The following is a 17,616-nucleotide window of genomic DNA, read 5'->3' on the forward strand; positions in this document are numbered from 1 at the left end:
CGGCGGCGGTCGGCCGGTTCGGGGCGTGCCGAAGGCCGGGCGGCCGCTGCACTGCAGCATCCGAACTGTGTTCGTGACCCGGTGTCCAACCCCCGATTCCCGCAATTTTCTTGCCCCCACAGCCCGTAAGGTCTTGAATTTTCGGGTGCATGGGCGGGTCCGGCGGGATAAAATGGCCGGCTTCCCCAGAAGCGTGCCGTGCCGCACACAAACAGGACACCCTGATGCAAGCCGCCCCCGAGTTTGTCCGCGAGACCCCCGCGTCGACCCGCCTGCGCGAGATTCCGTACAACTACACCTCTTTTTCCGACCGCGAGATCGTGATCCGCCTGCTCGGCGAGGAGATGTGGTCGGTGCTCGAATCGTTGCGCGCCGAGCGCGTGACCGGCCGCTCCGCCCGGATGCTCTACGAAGTGTTGGGCGACATCTGGGTCGTGCAGCGCAACCCCTACCTGGAAGACGACCTCGTCGCCAGCCGCGAGCGCCGTGGTGCGCTGCTGAGCGCGCTGCGCCACCGCCTTGACGAAGTGGAAAAGCGCCGTGCCGCGGCCGAGGGTGAAGACCCGGTGCGCGCCGGCATCGTCGCGCAGCTGGTGGCCGCCGCGAACAAGGCGGTCGACGCCTTCCAGCGCCACTTCGAGACCACCTACGACCTGCGCAAGCGCACCGAGAAGCTGCTTTCCAAGCACACGCGCCGCGACAACATCGCTTTTGATGGCATGGCGCGCGTCTCGCATGTCACCGACGCGACCGACTGGCGCGTCGAGTACCCCTTCGTCGTGCTGTACCCGGACACCGAGGAGGAGATCGGCCATCTGGTGCGCGGCTGTATCGAGCTGGGCCTGACGATCATCCCGCGTGGCGGCGGCACCGGCTACACCGGCGGCGCCGTGCCGCTGTCGCCGTATTCGGCCGTGATCAACACCGAGAAGCTGATCGATCTGGGCAAGGTCGAACAGCAGATGCTGCCGGGTGTTGACCGACCCTACGCGACCATCACGACCGGCGCGGGCGTCGTCACCCGCAGGGTCATGGATGCGGCAGAGGGTGTTGGCCTCGTATTCGCCTGCGACCCGACCTCGGCGGATGCCTCCTGTATCGGTGGCAACATCGCGATGAACGCCGGCGGCAAGAAGGCGGTGCTGTGGGGCACCGCGCTCGACAACCTGGCCTGGTGGAAGATGGTTACGCCGGACGGCAACTGGCTCGTTGTCGAACGCCTGAACCACAACCTCGGCAAGATCCACGATCAGGAAACCGTCCAGTTCCGCCTCAAGAAGTTCGACGAATCCGGCAAGCGTCCGCTCGGCGAAGAGATCATCGAGATGCCGGGCGCCGCCTTCCGCAAGGTCGGGCTGGGCAAGGACGTCACCGACAAGTTCCTCGGCGGTGTGCCGGGTGTGCAGAAGGAAGGCACCGACGGCATCATCACCTCGGCCTGCTGGATCCTGCATCGCCTGCCGACGCACACCCGCACCGTGTGTCTGGAGTTCTACGGCCAGGTGCGCGAAGCGGTGCCGGCGATCGTCGAGATCAAGGACTACCTCGACCAGCAGCCGGGCGGCGTGCAGCTTGCGGGCCTCGAACACCTCGACGAGCGCTATGTGAAGGCCGTCGGCTACGCGCCGAAAGCCAAGCGCCATGGCCGGCCGAAGATGGTGCTGATCGGCGACATCGTTGGTGACGATGAAAACGCGGTGATGCTAGCGACCTCCGAAGTCGTGCGGATGTGCAACGCGCGCGGCGCCGAGGGGTTCATCGCGGTGACGCCGGAAACGCGCAAGAAGTTCTGGCTCGACCGCTCGCGCACTGCTGCGATTGCGAAGCACACCAACGCGTTCAAGGTGAACGAGGACGTCGTGATCCCGCTCGATCGCATGGGCGACTACTGCGACGGTATCGAGCGGCTCAACATCGAACTCTCGATCCGCAACAAGCTCCGCCTGGCCGATGCGCTGACCGAGTTCCTGCACGGCGAGCTGCCGCTGCATCGCGGCGAAGCCACCGTGGAAGCCGAGGAACTGATCGGCGACCGCCGCGCGCAAGCGCTCGAACTGCTGTCCAACGTGCGCAACCGCTGGCAGTGGGTCTTCGATCACCTCGATACGCCATTGGCCGACGCCGAAGCGCGCTTCGCCGAGCTGGGCGTCGTCGCTGGCGAACTGACCAACAAGGCGGCGCAGCCGCGGCTCTTCCACCGCGTGCAGGATTATTCGGTGCGCATTTCGTGGAAGGCTGAACTGCAGCCGCAGCTCGAAGACATCTTCGAGGGCAAGGTCTTCGATCCGCTGCGCGAGCGCATCGTTGCGATCCACAAAGAAGTGCTGCGCGGCCGCGTGTTCGTGGCGCTGCACATGCACGCCGGCGACGGCAATGTGCACACCAACCTGCCGGTGAACTCCGATCACTACGAGATGCTGCAGGAGGCCAACGCCACCGTCGCCCGCATCATGGAACTCGCACGCAGTCTCAACGGCGTGATTTCCGGCGAGCACGGCATCGGCATCACCAAGCTCGAATTCCTCACCGACGCCGAGATGGCGCCCTTCCGCGCCTACAAGCAGAAGGTGGACCCCGAGGGCCGCTTCAACAAGGGCAAGCTGATGCCCGGCGGCGACCTGACGCACGCCTACACGCCCAGCTTCAACCTCATGGGGCATGAGTCGCTGATCATGCAGCAGAGCGACATCGGCTCGATCGCCGACTCGGTGTCCGATTGCCTGCGTTGCGGCAAGTGCAAGCCGGTGTGTACCACTCATGTGCCCCGCGCGAACCTGCTCTACTCGCCGCGCAACAAGATCCTCGCGACCTCGCTGCTGATCGAAGCCTTCCTGTACGAGGAGCAGACGCGGCGCGGCATCTCGATCCGCCACTGGGAAGAGTTCGAGGATGTGGCCGACCATTGCACCGTGTGCCACAAGTGCGTCACGCCTTGCCCGGTCGACATCGACTTCGGCGACGTGTCGATGAACATGCGCAACCTGCTGCGCAAGATGGGCAAGCAGAGCTTCAACCCGGCGAAGAAGCTGGGCATGGCCTTCCTCAACACGAAGAATCCGGAAACCATCAAGTTCCTGCGCAAGACCAGCATCGAGTGGGCCTACAAGGCGCAGCGCCTCGGCGTCGACCTGCTCAAGCCCTTGTCGAAGGAAACCACGAAGCAGCCGCCGTCCACCGTCGGCAAGGCGCCGCTCAAGGCGCAGGTGATCCACTTCGTGAACAAGAAGATGCCGGGCAAGCTGCCGAACAAGACGGCACGCGCGCTGCTGGACATCGAAGACGCGGCCGTGGTGCCGGTGATTCGCGATCCACAGAAGACGCGGCCGGATTCCGAGGCGGTGTTCTACTTCCCCGGGTGCGGCTCGGAGCGCCTGTTCTCACAGGTCGGGCTCGCGACCCAGGCGATGCTCTACAACGTCGGCGTGCAGACGGTGCTGCCGCCGGGCTACCTGTGCTGCGGCTACCCGCAGCGCGGCTCGGGCGACTACGACAAGGCCGACAAGATCACCACCGACAACCGGGTGCTCTTCCACCGCGTGGCGAACACGCTCAACTACCTCGACATCAAGACTGTGGTGGTCAGCTGCGGCACCTGCTACGACCAGCTCACGATGTACGAATTCGAGAAGATCTTCCCCGGCTGCCGGCTGATCGACATCCACGAATTCCTGCTCGAGAAGGGCGTCAAGCTCGAAGGCGTGAAGGGCGTGCGCTACATGTACCACGAGCCCTGCCACAACCCGATGAAGCAGCAGGATTCGGTGAAGACGGTGAACGCACTGGTACAGACCGCCGACGGCACGAAGATCACGAAGAACGACCGTTGCTGCGGCGAGGCCGGCACCTTCGCGATCGCGCGTCCGGAAATTGCGACACAGGTGCGCTTCCGCAAGGAAGAAGAGATGCAGAAGAATGCCAGCGCACTGCGTGCCGATGGCTTCGAAGGCGATCTCAAGATCCTGACTTCCTGCCCGGCCTGTCTGCAGGGGCTGCATCGCTACAAGGACGATATCGCCGGCCTCGACGCCGATTACATCGTCATTGAAATGGCGCGCCACCTGCTGGGCGAAGACTGGCTCGAACGCTTCGTCGAAACCGCCAACAAGGGCGGCATTGAGCGCGTGTTGCTGTAAGGCGACACAGCCTTCGGCGGATCAAAAAACAAGGGGCCTTTCGGCCCCTTGTTCATTCACACCGAAGTGCGAAGGCTTACTTCATGCGGCGTCGGGCCATTGCGCCGACCATGCCGAGGCCAGCCAGCAGCATCGCGTAGGTCTGGGGTTCCGGCACGGCCGGCACGCCGTAGCTGTACCCCGACGCCGAGGTCAGGCCAACGCCGCTGCCGAGCGAGAAGTTCAGCGTGGCGGTGTCCTTGAAGTCGGCGATGCCGCCGTTCTTGGCGCTTGCGCTCAGCGTGGCGACCAGCGCGTAGGTCTTGCCGAACGTGAAGCTGAAGTCGCTTTCGTACTCGTTGCCGACAGTCAGCTTGCCCTTGCCGTAGGTGTGGCTATCGGACACGAGTAGCTGCGAGGTGCCTGCAGCGACGTCGAACAGCGAGATGTTGTACTCGTACGTCGCGGAGCCCTTGGCGCCGCCCTTCAGGCTGCCTTCCAGGGTCGACAGGAACAGGCCGTCGGCTGAACCCGAGCCACCGGTGAAGGTGACGTAATCGGTGAAGCTGGCGGTGCCAGCGGCGTTGCTGGCCGAGCCGATTGCTGCGCCCGGTGCGAACGAGGTTGCGGCGTAAGCCTTCAACGCGCCGCCAACCGCTTCACCGCTGGCTTCGAAGCCGAAACCCTTGCTGCTGCCGCTGACAGAGGACTCGGCGCCGGTTGCATCGGAATCAGATCCTACGCCGCTGCCGGACTTGCCGCCAAGGGTGTACGTATAGTTGCCCGAGGCAGAGCTGGAGCCGGTGGCTGCCGGCAACGCCCAGGCGCTCGACGCGGTCACGGTGGCGACCAGCGCTACGACCAGGGGGGACATTTTTTTGGTAAGCATCTAACTCTCCTGAAAAACACACGTGTGCGACCGCGGGGTACGCGGCCGCTTCAGGAGTATGCAATTTGCACACCAGTGCACGATGAATCTTGCATGACGGGCATGAAATGCTGCATAGCACACTGATTCGTAAGGCCTTTTCGGTGCCGCTGACCATGTTCGGGTGACGGATCAATGCGGCGGCGCAGCAAAATGCCATCGCCATGTCAGCTTTTTCGACAGAGGGATGTTTGCGCTGCAGCAGGCTGCGCAGCGCTCATGGCGAACGATGCAAGGAAGCAACTTGTCGCCCGGTGGCGACACGACTAGGCTGAAGCCATCGGCGCCCGACCTCGGGCGCCCTCGCCTGGGAGTACGTCATGGCCCGACTGCATCGCTTCGCGCTGGTCCTGGTTCCGTTGCTGGCTGCTTGCGCCAGCGCACCCGCGCCCGTCGATCTCGCTCAGCTGCGTGCTGAAGTGATCGAGACCGAGACCGCGTTTGCGCAGACGATGGCGCGGCGCGACCACCCGGCTTTTGCCACATTCATCGCGGAAGACGCTGTCTTCTTCAACGGAGCGACAAGCTTGCGCGGGCGGGCGGCGGTGGTGGATGCCTGGCGGCGCTGGTACAGCGCGCCGCAGGCACCGTTCTCGTGGGCGCCGGAGCGGGTGGAGGTGCTGGAGACCGGTTCGCTCGCGCTGAGCAGTGGCCCGGTCCATGATCCACAGGGCAAGCGTATCGGCAGCTTTTCGTCGATCTGGCGGCGCGAGGCGCCGGGTGTCTGGCGCATCGTGTTCGACAAGGGTGAGAACAGCTGTGAGCCCGAAGCACATTGAGTTTTCACCGCTGCTACAAAACGATACGAAACGGATACGCAGCCGCGCTGCTCTCCGTTAATCTGCGCCCTCAGCCTGGCGTGGCCCGATCGGTCTCGCCTGTCGTTTTTGCTCCCACGAGGACATTGCATGAAAGCATTCCGCCTGGCGCCGCTTGCTGCGCTCCTGCTCGCGGCTGGCGTCGCCGCTGCCGCCCCACTCAATGCCGGTCTCGATTCGGCAGGTTTTGATCCCGCCTCGCGTGCTCAGGACGACCTGTTCCGCGCCGCCAACGGCCGTTGGGTCGACACCACCGAGATCCCCGCCGACAAGGCCGACTTCGGCACCTTCATCCAGTTGCGCGACAAGTCGGACAAGGAGGTCCGCGCGATCGTCGATGAACTGGCCGCGAAGAAGCAGAAGGCAGGCAGTGTCGAGCAGAAGATCTCCGCCTTCTACGGCTCGTACATCGACACCGCTGCGATCGACAAGGCTGGCATGAAGCCGGTCAAGACGATGCTGGCCACGATCGACGCGATCAAGACGCGCCAGGATCTCGCCGTCTGGATGGGCACGGTGCAGGGCGCCATGGATACCCCGGTGAACCTGTGGGTGACGGCGGACTTCAAGGAGCCGACGGTCAACCGCGTGATGACCTGGCAGGGCGGGCTGGGCATGCCCGATCGCGATTACTACCTGAAGGACGACGAGCGCATCGCCAAGGCCCGTGGCGCCTACGAGCAATACCTTGCGACGCTGGCACGCCTTTCCGGCGACAAGCATCCGGACGCCACGGCAAAGCAGGTGCTGGCGCTGGAACGGCGCATCGCCGACGTCCATTGGGACAAGGTGGAAAACCGCAATCCGGTGAAGATCTACAACCCGATGACACCGGCCGAGCTGAAGAAGAGCGCGCCGGAGCTCGACTGGGATGCTTTCCTCAAGTCGGCCAAGCTCGAAGGCATCGATCGCCTGTCCGTGTCGCAACCCAGCGCCACGGTTGCGATCGCAAAGCTGCTGGCGGAGACGCCGCTTCCCGAAGTGAAGACCTATCTGAAGCTGCGTGCGCTTGATGAATCCGCGGACGTCCTGCCGAAGGCATTCCGTGATGCACGCTTCGCCTTCCGTGGTGCCGCGCTGACCGGGGCGAAGGAAGACAAGCCGCGCTGGCAAAAAGGCATCGCCGAAGTGAACGGCGCGCTCGGCGAGGCGGTCGGCCAGGTCTACGTGGCGCGCCACTTCCCGCCGGCCTACAAGGCACGCATGCAGGAACTGGTCGCCAACCTGATGAAGGCGTACAGCGATTCGATCGACGGCCTCGCATGGATGTCGCCGACGACCAAGGCGCAGGCCAAGGACAAGCTGTCGAAGTACATGACCAAGATCGGGTACCCCGACAAGTGGCGCGACTACAGCAAGCTCGTGGTGAAGGAGGGCGACGCGCTCGGCAACCGCCAGCGCTCCACCCGCTTCGAGTGGGAGCGGCTCGCCGCCAAGGCCGGGAAGCCGGTCGACCGCGCCGAATGGGAGATGACGCCGCAGACGGTGAACGCCTACTACAACCCCTCGCTGAACGAGATCGTGTTCCCCGCTGCGATCCTGCAGCCGCCCTTCTTCGACATGGGCGCCGACGATGCGGTGAACTACGGTGCGATCGGTGCGGTGATCGGCCACGAGATCAGCCACGGCTTTGATGACCAGGGCAGCCAGTTCGACGGCGACGGCAAGTTGCAGAACTGGTGGACCGACGATGACCGCAAGGCCTTCGACGCACTGGGCGCCAAACTCGTCGCGCAGTACGAAACCTATGAGCCGATTCCGGGCCACAAGCTCAACGGCAAGCTGACGCTGGGCGAGAACATTGCTGACCTCTCTGGGCTGCAGATCGCCTACAAGGCCTACACGCTGTCGCTCGGTGGCAAGGAAGCACCGGTGATCGACGGCTACACCGGCGCCCAGCGCTTCTTCCTCGGCTGGTCGCAGGCGTGGCGCAACAAGGTGCGCGAAGAGCGCGCGCTGCAGTTGCTGACGATTGATCCGCACTCGCCGCCGCAATTCCGCGCCAACGGCGCAGCGGTGAACCACGATGGGTTCCATGCGGCCTTCGGCACCAAGCCGGGCGATGGCATGTACAAGGCGGACGCGGATCGTATCCGCATCTGGTAAGTCCGCCCGTTGCAATGTGAAGGCCGCCTGCGGGCGGCCTTTTTCATTGCGCTGGGCTGTCGCCGAGTGCGGTCAGCAGGGTGCGGTAGCGGGTGCGTTCCGATTCCGGCAGGAGCGCTGCATAGGCGTCCCGCAGTCGCCGGCGGGCATCGGCGAGTCGTGGCTGCGCGGCATCGATGGCGCGCAGCGCGCGGAGGGCGTCCGGGTGGCGGCTGCAGCCGATCTGCGCCGGCACCAGCGCGGGTGCCTCGGTCAGCGGGAAGTAACGCAGTTCCTCGATGCTGGGGTCGTTGAGCCGCAACTGCTCCACCTCCAGCGAGTAGCCGAGTGCCAGTTCGAAGCGCCCTCGCTGCATCAGCTTGAGCAGGCCGGCGACGACGCCTTGCTCGGCAAATTCGAGCACCGAATCCGGATGCTGACGACGCGCCGCGGCGATGACTTCATCGATGCTCGGGCCGAAGCTGCGTTTCGGCACCACCCCGAGATGGAGCTTGCCGAGCGCCAGCGTGCCGCCGAGCGAAACCGAGCCGTTTCGCTCCACCGGCAAGGCGTTGTCTTGTGCCACTGCGCGCGGCACGATCAGCACCACCGGCAACTGCAGCTGGATCGGTTGCTGCGCGAAGTGCATGAAGCTCTCGCGTTCCGGAGTGCGCAGCATCGACAGCGTGCACACCGGCTGCGCGGCCCTCATCAGCGCCGTCTGGCGTTCCGCCCCGCTGACCTCGATCTCATGGCGAAAGCCGGGCAATTCGGCGATCAGGGTCTGCAGAAACTGGTCGCGCAAACCCTCGCCGCGATTCGGGCCGCTGACGATGTGGTAGGGCGGGAAGTCGAGGATCTGCCAGCGGATCAGGGGTAGCGGCGGCGTCGCGGCGAGTGCGGGCGCCGCACCGAGACCAAGGCAGAACAGGATGCCGAAAAGTCGCCGTTTCATTCGTGTCGCCCCCCTTGCCGTGCGCGCCGGCACGGTCTGCTGGGGAAACAGCTTACCCCCAGCCGCGCCCGCCGCGGTAGTCCGGCCGGGCGTGGGTTGGACATGAACGCCGGGAGTCCGCGCGAGAGAAGGCAGGAGACGCTTCTCGCAGCCGAATCCAAACACGCCTGGATGCTGGTGTGCAGCAAGCCGGGTGGTAAGGTGTGAGCTCACAGCAACCGGATTCACCATGACGCCCGACGCCGCGCACCCGTATTCCCGCCTCACGCCCGATACGCTGCTCGATGCGGTGGAGTCCGTCGGCTTGCGCGCAGACGGTCGCCTGCTTGCGCTCAACAGCTACGAAAACCGTGTCTGGCAGGTGTGGATCGAGGACGAGGCGCCCCTGGTCGCCAAGTTCTATCGGCCCGAACGCTGGAGCGACGAACAGATCCTCGAAGAACACGCCTTCGCGATCGAGCTGGCGGAGGCCGAGATTCCGGTGGTCGCGCCGCTCGCCTTCGCAGGCCGCACGCTGCATGAACACGGGGGCTTTCGCTTCGCGCTGTTCCCGCGCCGCGGGGGCCGCGCGCCCGAGTTCGATGACCCGAAGGTGCTGGAATGGATTGGTCGTTTTCTCGGCCGTATCCATGCCCGCGGTGCGACGCGTGCGTTCGCGCATCGGCCGGCCCTGAGCATCGCCAGCTTTGGCGAAGGCCCGCGCGACTGGATCGCCGCGCATGACTGCGTGCCACGCGATCTGCTGGAGAGCTGGACGACCACGGTGGACCACGCCCTCGCCGGGGTGCGCCGTTGCTACGAGCGCGCCGGCGATGTCGCCACGATTCGCCTGCACGGCGACTGCCACGCCGGCAACATCCTGTGGACCGACGAGGGGCCGCATTTCGTTGACTTCGACGACGCGCGAAGCGGGCCGGCGATTCAGGATCTGTGGATGTTGCTGTCCGGCGAGCGCGCCGATCAGCAGCGGCAGCTGTGCGATGTACTCGCTGGCTACGAGGACTTCGCCGACTTCGATCCGCGGGAGCTCAACCTGATCGAGGCGCTGCGAACCCTGCGCCTGCTGCACTACGCCGCGTGGATCGCCAGCCGTTGGGACGACCCCGCCTTCCCGGCTGCCTTCCCGTGGTTTGCCACGCAGCGCTGGTGGCAGGACCAGATCCTCGGCCTGCGCGAGCAGATCGCGCTGATGGACGAGGCGCCGCTGGTGGTCTGACGCGGCTCAGGTGTCGTCGCGTCGCATCGAATAGGCACGCTCGACGCGTGCCACCCGCACCTCGAAGCCGGCGTACCACGCCGATCGCCCCATGCTGCGGGCGATCTGGTGTTCGGCGTTCGCTTTCCAGTCGGCGATCGCCTGCTCGCTTTCCCAGTACGACACCGTGATGCCCAAGCCGTCGGCGTCACGCGTGCTCTCCACGCCCAGAAATCCGGGTTGCTGTGCCGCCAGCTCAACCATGCGTGCCGCCATGTCGGCATAGCCGGTGTCGGCTGCGCTGCGCTGATTGGTGAAGATCACCGCCCAATAGGGCGGCTGCGGGGTCTTCGCAAAACGCGCTTCATTCATGCTTTCCCTCGTCTCGGGTGGGGTGCCTTATTACCCATGCGGCTAATAAGGCCTTGTTTTATTACTTTTTTGTTGTCACTTATACCCAACTGGTCGCGCCGATGCTGCAGTGCGTTCGTACAATGCACGCCTTCCGAATATTTTGCCCAGTTGCGACCATGGCGGCCTACATCACCGAAAAAGTACTCAGCGTGCATCACTGGAACGACACGCTGTTCTCATTCACCACCACCCGCGATCGTGCGCTGCGCTACGAGAACGGCCAGTTCGTGATGATGGGGCTGGAGGTGGAGGGTCGCCCGCTGACCCGTGCCTACTCGATCGCCAGCGCCAACTACGAGGAAAGCCTCGAGTTCTTCAGCATCAAGGTACCGAATGGTCCGCTGACCTCGCGCTTGCAGCAGATCCAGCCCGGCGACGACATCCTGGTGTCGCGCAAGCCCACTGGCACGCTGGTGCTGCACGATCTGCTGCCGGGCAAGCACCTCTACCTGTTTTCCACCGGCACCGGCCTCGCACCGTTCATGAGCGTGATCCGCGATCTGGATGTGTATGACAAGTTTGAGAAGATCGTGCTGATCCACGGCGTGCGCACGGTGTCCGAGCTGGCGTACCAGCACTACATCGAGCATGAGCTGCCGCACCACGAGTTTCTCGGCGAGCTGGTCAGCGAGAAGCTGATCTACTACCCGACGGTGACGCGCGAGCCCTTCCGCAACCAGGGCCGCCTGACCGATCTGATCGAGTCCGGCAAGCTGTTCGAGGACATCGGTTTGCCGCCACTCGACCCGGCTGTCGATCGCGTCATGATCTGCGGCAGCTCGGCGATGCTGAAGGATTCGCGCGAGCTGCTCGACCGTCGCGGCTTCAAGATGTCCAAGCGGATCGGCGAGCCCGGCGACTACGTGATCGAACACGCCTTCGTCGAAAAATAAGCGCCCCGACTGCTTGCCGTACCCAAAGCCCGGCCCCGTACCGGGCTTTTTGTTTGTGCCTGCACGCAACTCGATTTGAAAACATTGCGGCATGACAAGGCGGCAATTCGCTCCGCGATCGGTAATGTCGGATCAGGGCTTGGGGGGGCCATGGTGGTACGCCCTTGGCCGTTCGCAACCACGCAACCCGAGCGAGGGCATCATGACCGCCTTGCACAGCGCAGCCGAACGCGGCAACACCGAGGAAGTCCAACGTCTGCTGGCCGCGGGGGAGGACGTCAACCTGCTCGACGAATTCCGCCAGAGCGCGCTGCAGCTCGCGGCCCAGTCGGGCAACGAGGCGCTGGTAGGTTTGCTGTTGGCCGCCGGCGCCGACGTCAATTCGGCCGACCGCTTTGGCCGGCGCGCGCTTCACGGCGCCGCCTGTCACGGCCATTTGCGCATTGCGCAGCGCCTGCTGGCCGCTGGCGCAATGCCCGACGCAACCGACTCGGAACGCAGCACCGCTTTGTTCTGGGCGGCGGGTGATGGTCACGCCGCGCTGGTGACCGTACTCATCGCGGCGGGTGCGAACGTCAATGCACGCAACGTGTATCAGTCCAGCCCGCTCAACTGGGCGGCGCGTAACGGCTGGACCCAGGTGGTCGCGCTCTTGCTGGCGGACGGCGCCAAGGTGAACGTGGCCTGCGTGAATGGTTGGACGCCGCTGCACGAGGCCGCGATGTACGGGCGCGATGCCGTTGTGCAGTGTCTGCTCGATGCCGGGGCGGACGTCTCGCTGGTCGATCGAAAAGGGCTGACCGCGCAGGCGCGGGCGCTGCAGCAAGGCCTGCACGCGACGGCCGATCTGCTGCGGCCGCATAACACGGCACAGGCTGCCTGATCGGCAAGCCCTCTGGCGTGTCAGCGCCGCGGGCTTGCGGGCGCGGCGGCTTCCAGCCGGCGCAAGCCTTCAGCGAGCAGTTTCCCGGCGCGCCGCCCTGCGCTGTCGGGGCGGAACGCAACATGCAGCGTCTTGCGTTCAAGCAGGTGCGGATTGATCACCAGCTCGCCGAGATACGGATGCAGCATCGGATCGTTGGCCATCAGCCAAGCGAAGACCATACGGTCCACCACCGCGACATCCACGCGGTGATGGGCGAGTTTCAGCAGGTTGATCCGGTCCGACACCGAGCGCTCGAAGGGCTGATCGCCGCTTGCGATGCGGGCGTCCAGCGCTTCAGTGTTCACATAGTCCTGCACGACGCCCACGCGCAGTGGCGCGAGCGTGTCCGGGCCGCGCCACACGATCGGCCGGTCGTAGGGTTCGGCAAAGCCCAGCTCGCTGTTGCCGACCGGCTCCGACAGCAGCCAGTGCTTGCGTACCGTAGCAGCATCGTATTCGGGAAAGTAACCGATCACCGCCGGGTCGGTACGCGCCGCCATCACTGCGCGGGACCACGGCAAGTATTCAACCTGCAGTTGCACGCCGACCGCCGCATAGGCGTCGCGCAGGCGAGCGACTGCGGAGCCGCCGTCGGGCAGCGTCTCGCCGGTGTAAGGCGGCCATTCGAGTGATGCGATGCGAACCGTCATCGACTCGGCCGCGATCGCCGGCCCGGCGAGGACGGCGCCGGCGAGCAAGGTGGAAAGCAGGGCGCGGAGCGGTGACTTCAGTATCGACATGGGCCGCACGCTAGCCCACCTGGATGACGTGCGTACTGATCGGGCGCAGCCATGCCTCACGGCGGTGTGCCGATGCGTGCTGGCAGTTCGCGCCGCAGCCAGTCGACAAACAACCGGGTACGCGCTGGCAGCAAGCGTGCTTGCGGATACACCACGCTGACCGGCACCGGTGGCAGGCAGTATTCCGGCAACACCAGTTGCAGCCGTCCGGCGGCGAGCAGATCGCTCACCTGGTAGGAGAGGAACATGCCGATGCCAAGGCCGTCGACGCAGGCATCGATCAGCGGCGCGGCCTGGCTGGCAGCAAGCGGGCCGCTGACCACCACCTCATGCCGCACGCCATCTTCGAGGTACTGCCACTCCGCGCGCGGCGTAACAACGGTAAAGCGCAGGCAGGCGTGCCGGGCTAGTTCGCGCGGATGGCGCGGCGTGCCGGCGCGCGCGAGGTAGTCGGGGCTTGCACACCACATGCGGCGCACCTCGCCGACCGGATGCGCGATCAGGCCGGAGTCGGGCAGGTGGGCGATACGGATGCCGACATCCACGCCTTCCTCGACCATGTCCACGATGCGGTCGAACAGCAGGGCCTCGACGCGCACCTCGGGGTGCTGGCGCGTGAACGCACTCGCCAGCGGCACCACGTGCATGCGGCCGAAGAGCGCCGGCGCGGTAAAGCGCAGCGGGCCGCGCGCCACTTCCCCCGGTTGTCCGAGCAGGGCCTCGGCATCGCTGATTTCGGCCAGGATGCGCTGGCAGCGCGCATGGAATTCGCGCCCCTCCGGCGTCAGCGCCATGCGCCGCGTGGTGCGGTTGAGCAAGCGCACGCCGACGCGTTGCTCCAGCCCGGCGAGCAGACGCACCATCGATGGGGTCGACAGTTGCATCGCCTCGGCCGCTGCCGTCAGGCTGCCGGCCTCGACGATGCGTACGAAGGCTTCCATCTCGCGCAGTTTGTCCATGGGCCGATTATTTATCCGAATCGCGGAACAATCCATTCCGGAATTACACATTTATCCGGCGGACGAATCGATCGATCATGCGCGCCTTCCCCGCAGCCCTGTCGCACGCCGCGTCATCGTCCTGACATGTTGCGTCGCGCATGCTGCGCCCCTCGACTTCCGGAGGCCCGAGATGATCACGCTCTACACCTACGCCCAGTCCGGCAACTGTCACAAGGTTCGCCTCTTCCTTGGCCTGCTTGGTCTGGCCTTCGAGGCGCGCGAACTGAACCTCGCACAGGGCGAGCACAAGACCGAAGAGATGCTCGCGCTCAACCCGTTTGGCCAGGTGCCTGTGCTCTCCGATGGCGAGAAGACCTTCTCGGATTCGCAGGCGATTCTGGCCTACCTCGCGCGTCGTTATGGCGCCGATCACTGGTTGCCGCTCGACCCCGAAGGCCTCGCCAAGGTGACCCGCTGGCTTGCGGCGGCCGCTGGCGAAGTGCAATACGGGCCTGCGGCCGCGCGCGTGGCGGTGATCTTCCGCGGCGAAGCACCCTCGGACGATGCTCGCACCCGCACCACCCGCCTGTTGCAGGCGATGTCGCGCACCCTCGCGCTGGGCGAATGGCTGGCGGGTGACCAGCCGACGATCGCTGATGTCGCGGTCTTCCCCTACCTCTCGGTTGCTCACCACGGCCTGATCGACCTGAGCCCCTTCCCACGTGTACGCGACTGGCTCGTCCGCGTGGCGGCGCTGCCCGGCTTCGTGCCCATGCCGGAACTGACGCCCGCCTTCGCCGACCGCCTCGCCACCGTCCGGGCTGCGCAGACGATCAAGGCGGCCTGAGTGGCGTAGCCGGGCCGATCGGCTTTGACCTGAGTCGCATCCGGCGCGCCACCAGCGCGCACAATGGGGCTGCCCGCCGGGTGCGCGCATTGGCTGCGTGCCGCGGGCGCGAGGGCAGCCGATGGCCCACATTGCACATCTACCGCCGGATCAGGCGCTCACCAGCCTGCGCAGTTCGCTGCAGGGCTTGAGCAGCGCCGAGGCTGCGCGCCGTCGTGTCGAGTTCGGCCCCAATCGCGTTGAAGCGGCCAGGCGGGTCTCGCCCTGGCTCTCGTTCCTGCGCGAGTTCACCCACTTCTTTGCGCTGATCCTGTGGCTCGCAGCGGGTCTGGCGCTGATGGCCGATTACTATCAGCCGGGTAGCGGCATGCGGCCGCTTGCCTTTGCGATTCTCGGCGTCATCGCGGTCAACGGCGTGTTCTCGTTCTGGCAGAGCTGGCGCGCAGAGCGCGCGCTTGCGGCCCTGCGCGAGCTGCTGCCGCAACGTGTTCGTCGCCTGCGCGACGGGGTCGAGCAAACCGTCAAGGCCGCCGAACTCGTGCCGGGCGACATCGTCATGCTTGGCGAGGGCGACAAGGTGCCGGCCGACTGCCGCATCCTCGCCACCGACGGCATCCGCATCAACCTTGCGACGCTCACCGGCGAGGCGCAGGCGCGTTCGGGCCTGGTCGAAGCGGTGGCGGAGCCGGATCCACTGGCAGCCCGCAACCTGCTGCTGGCGGGCACGCTGGTCGTGTCGGGCAACGCAACGGCGCTGGTCTTCGCCACCGGCATGCGCACCGAATTCGGCCGTATTGCTCACCTGACCCAGACCGCCGGCGAGCCGGAATCACCGCTGCAGCGCGAGATCCGCCGCGTCTCGCGCATCGTCGCAGTGCTGGCCGCCGCGTTGGGTGTGGTGTTCTTCGTCATCGGTCGCGCGATTGGCCTGCCGTTCTGGGACACCTTCATGTTCGCGATCGGCGTCATCGTCGCCAACGTGCCAGAGGGCCTGTTGCCCACTGTCACCTTGTCGCTCGCCATGGCGACGCAGCGCATGGCGCGGCGTAACGCCCTCGTGCGGCATCTGCCTGCGGTCGAGGCGCTCGGCTCCACGACCGTCATCTGTTCGGACAAGACCGGCACGCTGACCGAGAACCGGATGTCGGTGCGGCGCTGGCATGTCGCGCCGGGGGTGAATGCCGTACCGGAAGCGCTACGCGCCATTGCGGGCCTCTGCCACGACCTGCGCTTCACGGCGGGCGACGCAAGCGGCGACCCGATGGAACTCGCACTCTGGCAGTTCGCCGGCAAACCGCCAGCCTCCCTGCGCTGCGGCGAACTGCCCTTTGACGCGGATCGGCGCCGCATGTCGGTGATGCACGCCGTCGACGACGCGGTTCATCTGCGCTGCAAAGGTGCGCCGGAATCAGTGATCGCCTGTTGCAGCACGCGCTGGACGCCCCAGGGCGAAGCACCGCTCAACCATGCCGAGCGCGTCGAACTCACGCGCGTCCAGGAAGCCATGGCTGCCGACGGCCTGCGCGTGATCGCGTGTGCCGAGCGGCGTTTTGCGCCCGGTACGGCGGCACACGAAGGCGGGCTTTGCCTGGTCGGTCTCATCGGGCTGGAAGATCCGCCGCGCGCCGATGTGGCCGAGGCGGTGTCACGCTGCCACATCGCCGGGATACGCGTGATCATGGTGACCGGCGATCACCCCAGCACGGCGCTTGCGATCGGGCGCGAGATCGGACTGGTCCGTGGCGCAACGCCGGTGGTGCTGCGCGGTGAATCGATTCGCCGCATGACGCCAGCGCAACTGCAACTGGCGCTCGATGCGCCCGAGGTGATCTGCGCCCGCGTGAGCGCGGAGCAGAAGATGCTCGTGGTGCAGGCACTGCAACGCAAGGGCGAGATCGTTGCGGTGACCGGCGATGGCGTGAACGACGCGCCGGCTTTGAAGACCGCCGACATCGGCATCGCGATGGGGCGCAGCGGCACCGACGTCGCGAAGGAAGCCGCCGATCTCGTGCTGCTCGACGACCACTTCGGCAGCATCGTCAATGCGGTGGAGGAGGGGCGTGCGGTGTTCGCCAACATCCGCAAGTTCCTCACCTACATTCTCACGTCGAACATTCCGGAGGTCGTTCCTTACCTCGCGTTCGTGCTGCTGCGCATTCCGCTGCCGCTGACGGTGATCCAGATTCTCGCCGTCGACCTCGGCACCGATCTGCTGCCGGCCCTGGCGCTGGGTGCCGAACCGCCGCGCGACGACGTGATGCACCAGGCGCCGCGCAGGCGAGGCGAAAGGCTGCTCAACTGGCCGCTGTTGCTGAGGGCTTACCTGTGGCTCGGCCTGATCCAGGCGGCGCTGGCGATGACGGCATTCTTCGTCGTGCTGCAGCACGATGGCTGGCGTTGGGGCGAGGTGCTCAGTCCGCAGGACCCGACTTACCTTGCGGCCACCACCGCTTGCCTGGCCGCGATCGTCTGCGCCCAGGTCGCGAATCTCTTTGTCTGCCGCGATCCGCTCGAAGCATCATGGCGGCTTCCGCTCTGGAGCAATCGTCTGCTCTGGGTCGGGCTGGGCTGCGAGCTGCTTCTGCTGGCTCTGATCGTGTACGCACCGGCACTGCAAAGCCTGTTCGGCACCGCTGCGCTGCCGCTCGGTCTGTGGCCCTGGCTGGCATTGGGTGCTGCGCTGCTCTTCGCGCTCGAAGAAAGCCGCAAGGCTTGGATGCGGCATCGTCAGCGCGGGCGCCCGTCGCCGCGTTAATCGGTGTG

13 protein-coding genes are annotated in these 17,616 nt (G+C 65.8%); 8 read left to right on the plus strand and 5 right to left on the minus strand.

Annotation, left to right across the window (positions count from 1 at the left end; all coding sequences use genetic code 11):
- The first annotated feature begins 224 nt into the window (after positions 1 to 224).
- Positions 225 to 4,133, plus strand: a complete 3,909-nt coding sequence (locus HH302_RS11265; RefSeq protein WP_172202266.1) for a DUF3683 domain-containing protein — start codon at positions 225 to 227, stop codon at positions 4,131 to 4,133.
- 76 nt (positions 4,134 to 4,209) lie between these two features.
- Here HH302_RS11265 and HH302_RS11270 read toward each other — a convergent pair whose 3' ends face one another.
- On the minus strand, positions 4,210 to 5,001 hold the full coding sequence (locus HH302_RS11270; RefSeq protein WP_253946086.1) for a PEPxxWA-CTERM sorting domain-containing protein: 792 nt from the start codon (positions 4,999 to 5,001) through the stop codon (positions 4,210 to 4,212).
- A 359-nt stretch (positions 5,002 to 5,360) separates the two neighbouring features.
- Between HH302_RS11270 and HH302_RS11275 the strand changes: the two genes are divergently transcribed.
- Together HH302_RS11275 and HH302_RS11280 are read left to right on the plus strand one after the other, a co-directional pair.
- The gene (locus HH302_RS11275; protein WP_172202267.1) at positions 5,361 to 5,819 is read left to right on the plus strand and encodes a DUF4440 domain-containing protein; all 459 of its coding nucleotides are present in this window, start codon (positions 5,361 to 5,363) and stop codon (positions 5,817 to 5,819) included.
- A 129-nt stretch (positions 5,820 to 5,948) separates the two neighbouring features.
- Complete coding sequence (locus HH302_RS11280) at positions 5,949 to 7,964, plus strand: M13 family metallopeptidase (RefSeq protein WP_172202268.1); 2,016 nt, start codon at positions 5,949 to 5,951, stop codon at positions 7,962 to 7,964.
- Between the two features lie 43 nt (positions 7,965 to 8,007).
- Here the strand turns inward: HH302_RS11280 and HH302_RS11285 are convergent, their stop codons facing one another.
- The gene (locus HH302_RS11285) at positions 8,008 to 8,898 is read right to left on the minus strand and encodes a hypothetical protein (protein ID WP_172202269.1); all 891 of its coding nucleotides are present in this window, start codon (positions 8,896 to 8,898) and stop codon (positions 8,008 to 8,010) included.
- A gap of 229 nt (positions 8,899 to 9,127) precedes the next feature.
- On the opposite strand from HH302_RS11285, the gene HH302_RS11290 reads away from it, so the two are divergent.
- Complete coding sequence (locus HH302_RS11290; RefSeq protein WP_172202270.1) at positions 9,128 to 10,114, plus strand: serine/threonine protein kinase; 987 nt, start codon at positions 9,128 to 9,130, stop codon at positions 10,112 to 10,114.
- A gap of 6 nt (positions 10,115 to 10,120) precedes the next feature.
- Here the strand turns inward: HH302_RS11290 and HH302_RS11295 are convergent, their stop codons facing one another.
- Positions 10,121 to 10,465, minus strand: coding sequence for an antibiotic biosynthesis monooxygenase (locus tag HH302_RS11295; RefSeq protein WP_172202271.1), 345 nt, complete (start codon positions 10,463 to 10,465; stop codon positions 10,121 to 10,123).
- Positions 10,466 to 10,623: 158 nt separating this feature from the next.
- Here HH302_RS11295 and HH302_RS11300 point away from each other — a divergent pair, with 158 nt between their 5' ends.
- Together HH302_RS11300 and HH302_RS11305 are read left to right on the plus strand one after the other, a co-directional pair.
- Entirely contained in the window at positions 10,624 to 11,400 is a 777-nt protein-coding gene (locus tag HH302_RS11300; protein ID WP_172202272.1) for a ferredoxin--NADP reductase, read from the plus strand.
- Positions 11,401 to 11,602: 202 nt separating this feature from the next.
- Positions 11,603 to 12,283, plus strand: coding sequence for an ankyrin repeat domain-containing protein (locus HH302_RS11305; RefSeq protein ID WP_172202273.1), 681 nt, complete (start codon positions 11,603 to 11,605; stop codon positions 12,281 to 12,283).
- Between the two features lie 20 nt (positions 12,284 to 12,303).
- On the opposite strand, the gene HH302_RS11310 is transcribed toward HH302_RS11305, so the two are convergent.
- Positions 12,304 to 13,065, minus strand: a complete 762-nt coding sequence (locus tag HH302_RS11310; protein ID WP_172202274.1) for an ABC transporter substrate-binding protein — start codon at positions 13,063 to 13,065, stop codon at positions 12,304 to 12,306.
- Positions 13,066 to 13,121: 56 nt separating this feature from the next.
- Positions 13,122 to 14,024, minus strand: coding sequence for a LysR family transcriptional regulator (locus HH302_RS11315; protein ID WP_172202275.1), 903 nt, complete (start codon positions 14,022 to 14,024; stop codon positions 13,122 to 13,124).
- Between the two features lie 172 nt (positions 14,025 to 14,196).
- Here HH302_RS11315 and HH302_RS11320 point away from each other — a divergent pair, with 172 nt between their 5' ends.
- Both HH302_RS11320 and HH302_RS11325 read left to right on the plus strand, forming a co-directional pair.
- The gene (locus HH302_RS11320) at positions 14,197 to 14,853 is read left to right on the plus strand and encodes a glutathione S-transferase family protein (protein WP_172202276.1); all 657 of its coding nucleotides are present in this window, start codon (positions 14,197 to 14,199) and stop codon (positions 14,851 to 14,853) included.
- Positions 14,854 to 14,974: 121 nt separating this feature from the next.
- Complete coding sequence (locus tag HH302_RS11325) at positions 14,975 to 17,608, plus strand: cation-transporting P-type ATPase (protein WP_172202277.1); 2,634 nt, start codon at positions 14,975 to 14,977, stop codon at positions 17,606 to 17,608.
- Positions 17,609 to 17,616 lie beyond the last annotated feature (8 nt).

It is taken from the genome of Niveibacterium sp. COAC-50 (assembly GCF_013184235.1).
GTDB lineage: Bacteria > Pseudomonadota > Gammaproteobacteria > Burkholderiales > Rhodocyclaceae > Niveibacterium > Niveibacterium microcysteis.

Bases quoted from the DNA above. Each gene is read 5' to 3' on its own strand.
- HH302_RS11280 (WP_172202268.1), top strand. From the start codon at position 5,949: ATGAAAGCATTCCGCCTGGCGCCGCTTGCTGCGCTCCTGCTCGCGGCT.
- HH302_RS11265 (WP_172202266.1), top strand. From the start codon at position 225: ATGCAAGCCGCCCCCGAGTTTGTCCGCGAGACCCCCGCGTCGACCCGC.
- HH302_RS11305 (WP_172202273.1), top strand. From the start codon at position 11,603: ATGACCGCCTTGCACAGCGCAGCCGAACGCGGCAACACCGAGGAAGTC.
- HH302_RS11325 (WP_172202277.1), top strand. From the start codon at position 14,975: ATGGCCCACATTGCACATCTACCGCCGGATCAGGCGCTCACCAGCCTG.
- HH302_RS11295 (WP_172202271.1), bottom strand. From the start codon at position 10,465: ATGAATGAAGCGCGTTTTGCGAAGACCCCGCAGCCGCCCTATTGGGCG.
- HH302_RS11310 (WP_172202274.1), bottom strand. From the start codon at position 13,065: ATGTCGATACTGAAGTCACCGCTCCGCGCCCTGCTTTCCACCTTGCTC.
- HH302_RS11290 (WP_172202270.1), top strand. From the start codon at position 9,128: ATGACGCCCGACGCCGCGCACCCGTATTCCCGCCTCACGCCCGATACG.
- HH302_RS11315 (WP_172202275.1), bottom strand. From the start codon at position 14,024: ATGGACAAACTGCGCGAGATGGAAGCCTTCGTACGCATCGTCGAGGCC.
- HH302_RS11275 (WP_172202267.1), top strand. From the start codon at position 5,361: ATGGCCCGACTGCATCGCTTCGCGCTGGTCCTGGTTCCGTTGCTGGCT.
- HH302_RS11270 (WP_253946086.1), bottom strand. From the start codon at position 5,001: ATGCTTACCAAAAAAATGTCCCCCCTGGTCGTAGCGCTGGTCGCCACC.
- HH302_RS11300 (WP_172202272.1), top strand. From the start codon at position 10,624: ATGGCGGCCTACATCACCGAAAAAGTACTCAGCGTGCATCACTGGAAC.
- HH302_RS11320 (WP_172202276.1), top strand. From the start codon at position 14,197: ATGATCACGCTCTACACCTACGCCCAGTCCGGCAACTGTCACAAGGTT.
- HH302_RS11285 (WP_172202269.1), bottom strand. From the start codon at position 8,898: ATGAAACGGCGACTTTTCGGCATCCTGTTCTGCCTTGGTCTCGGTGCG.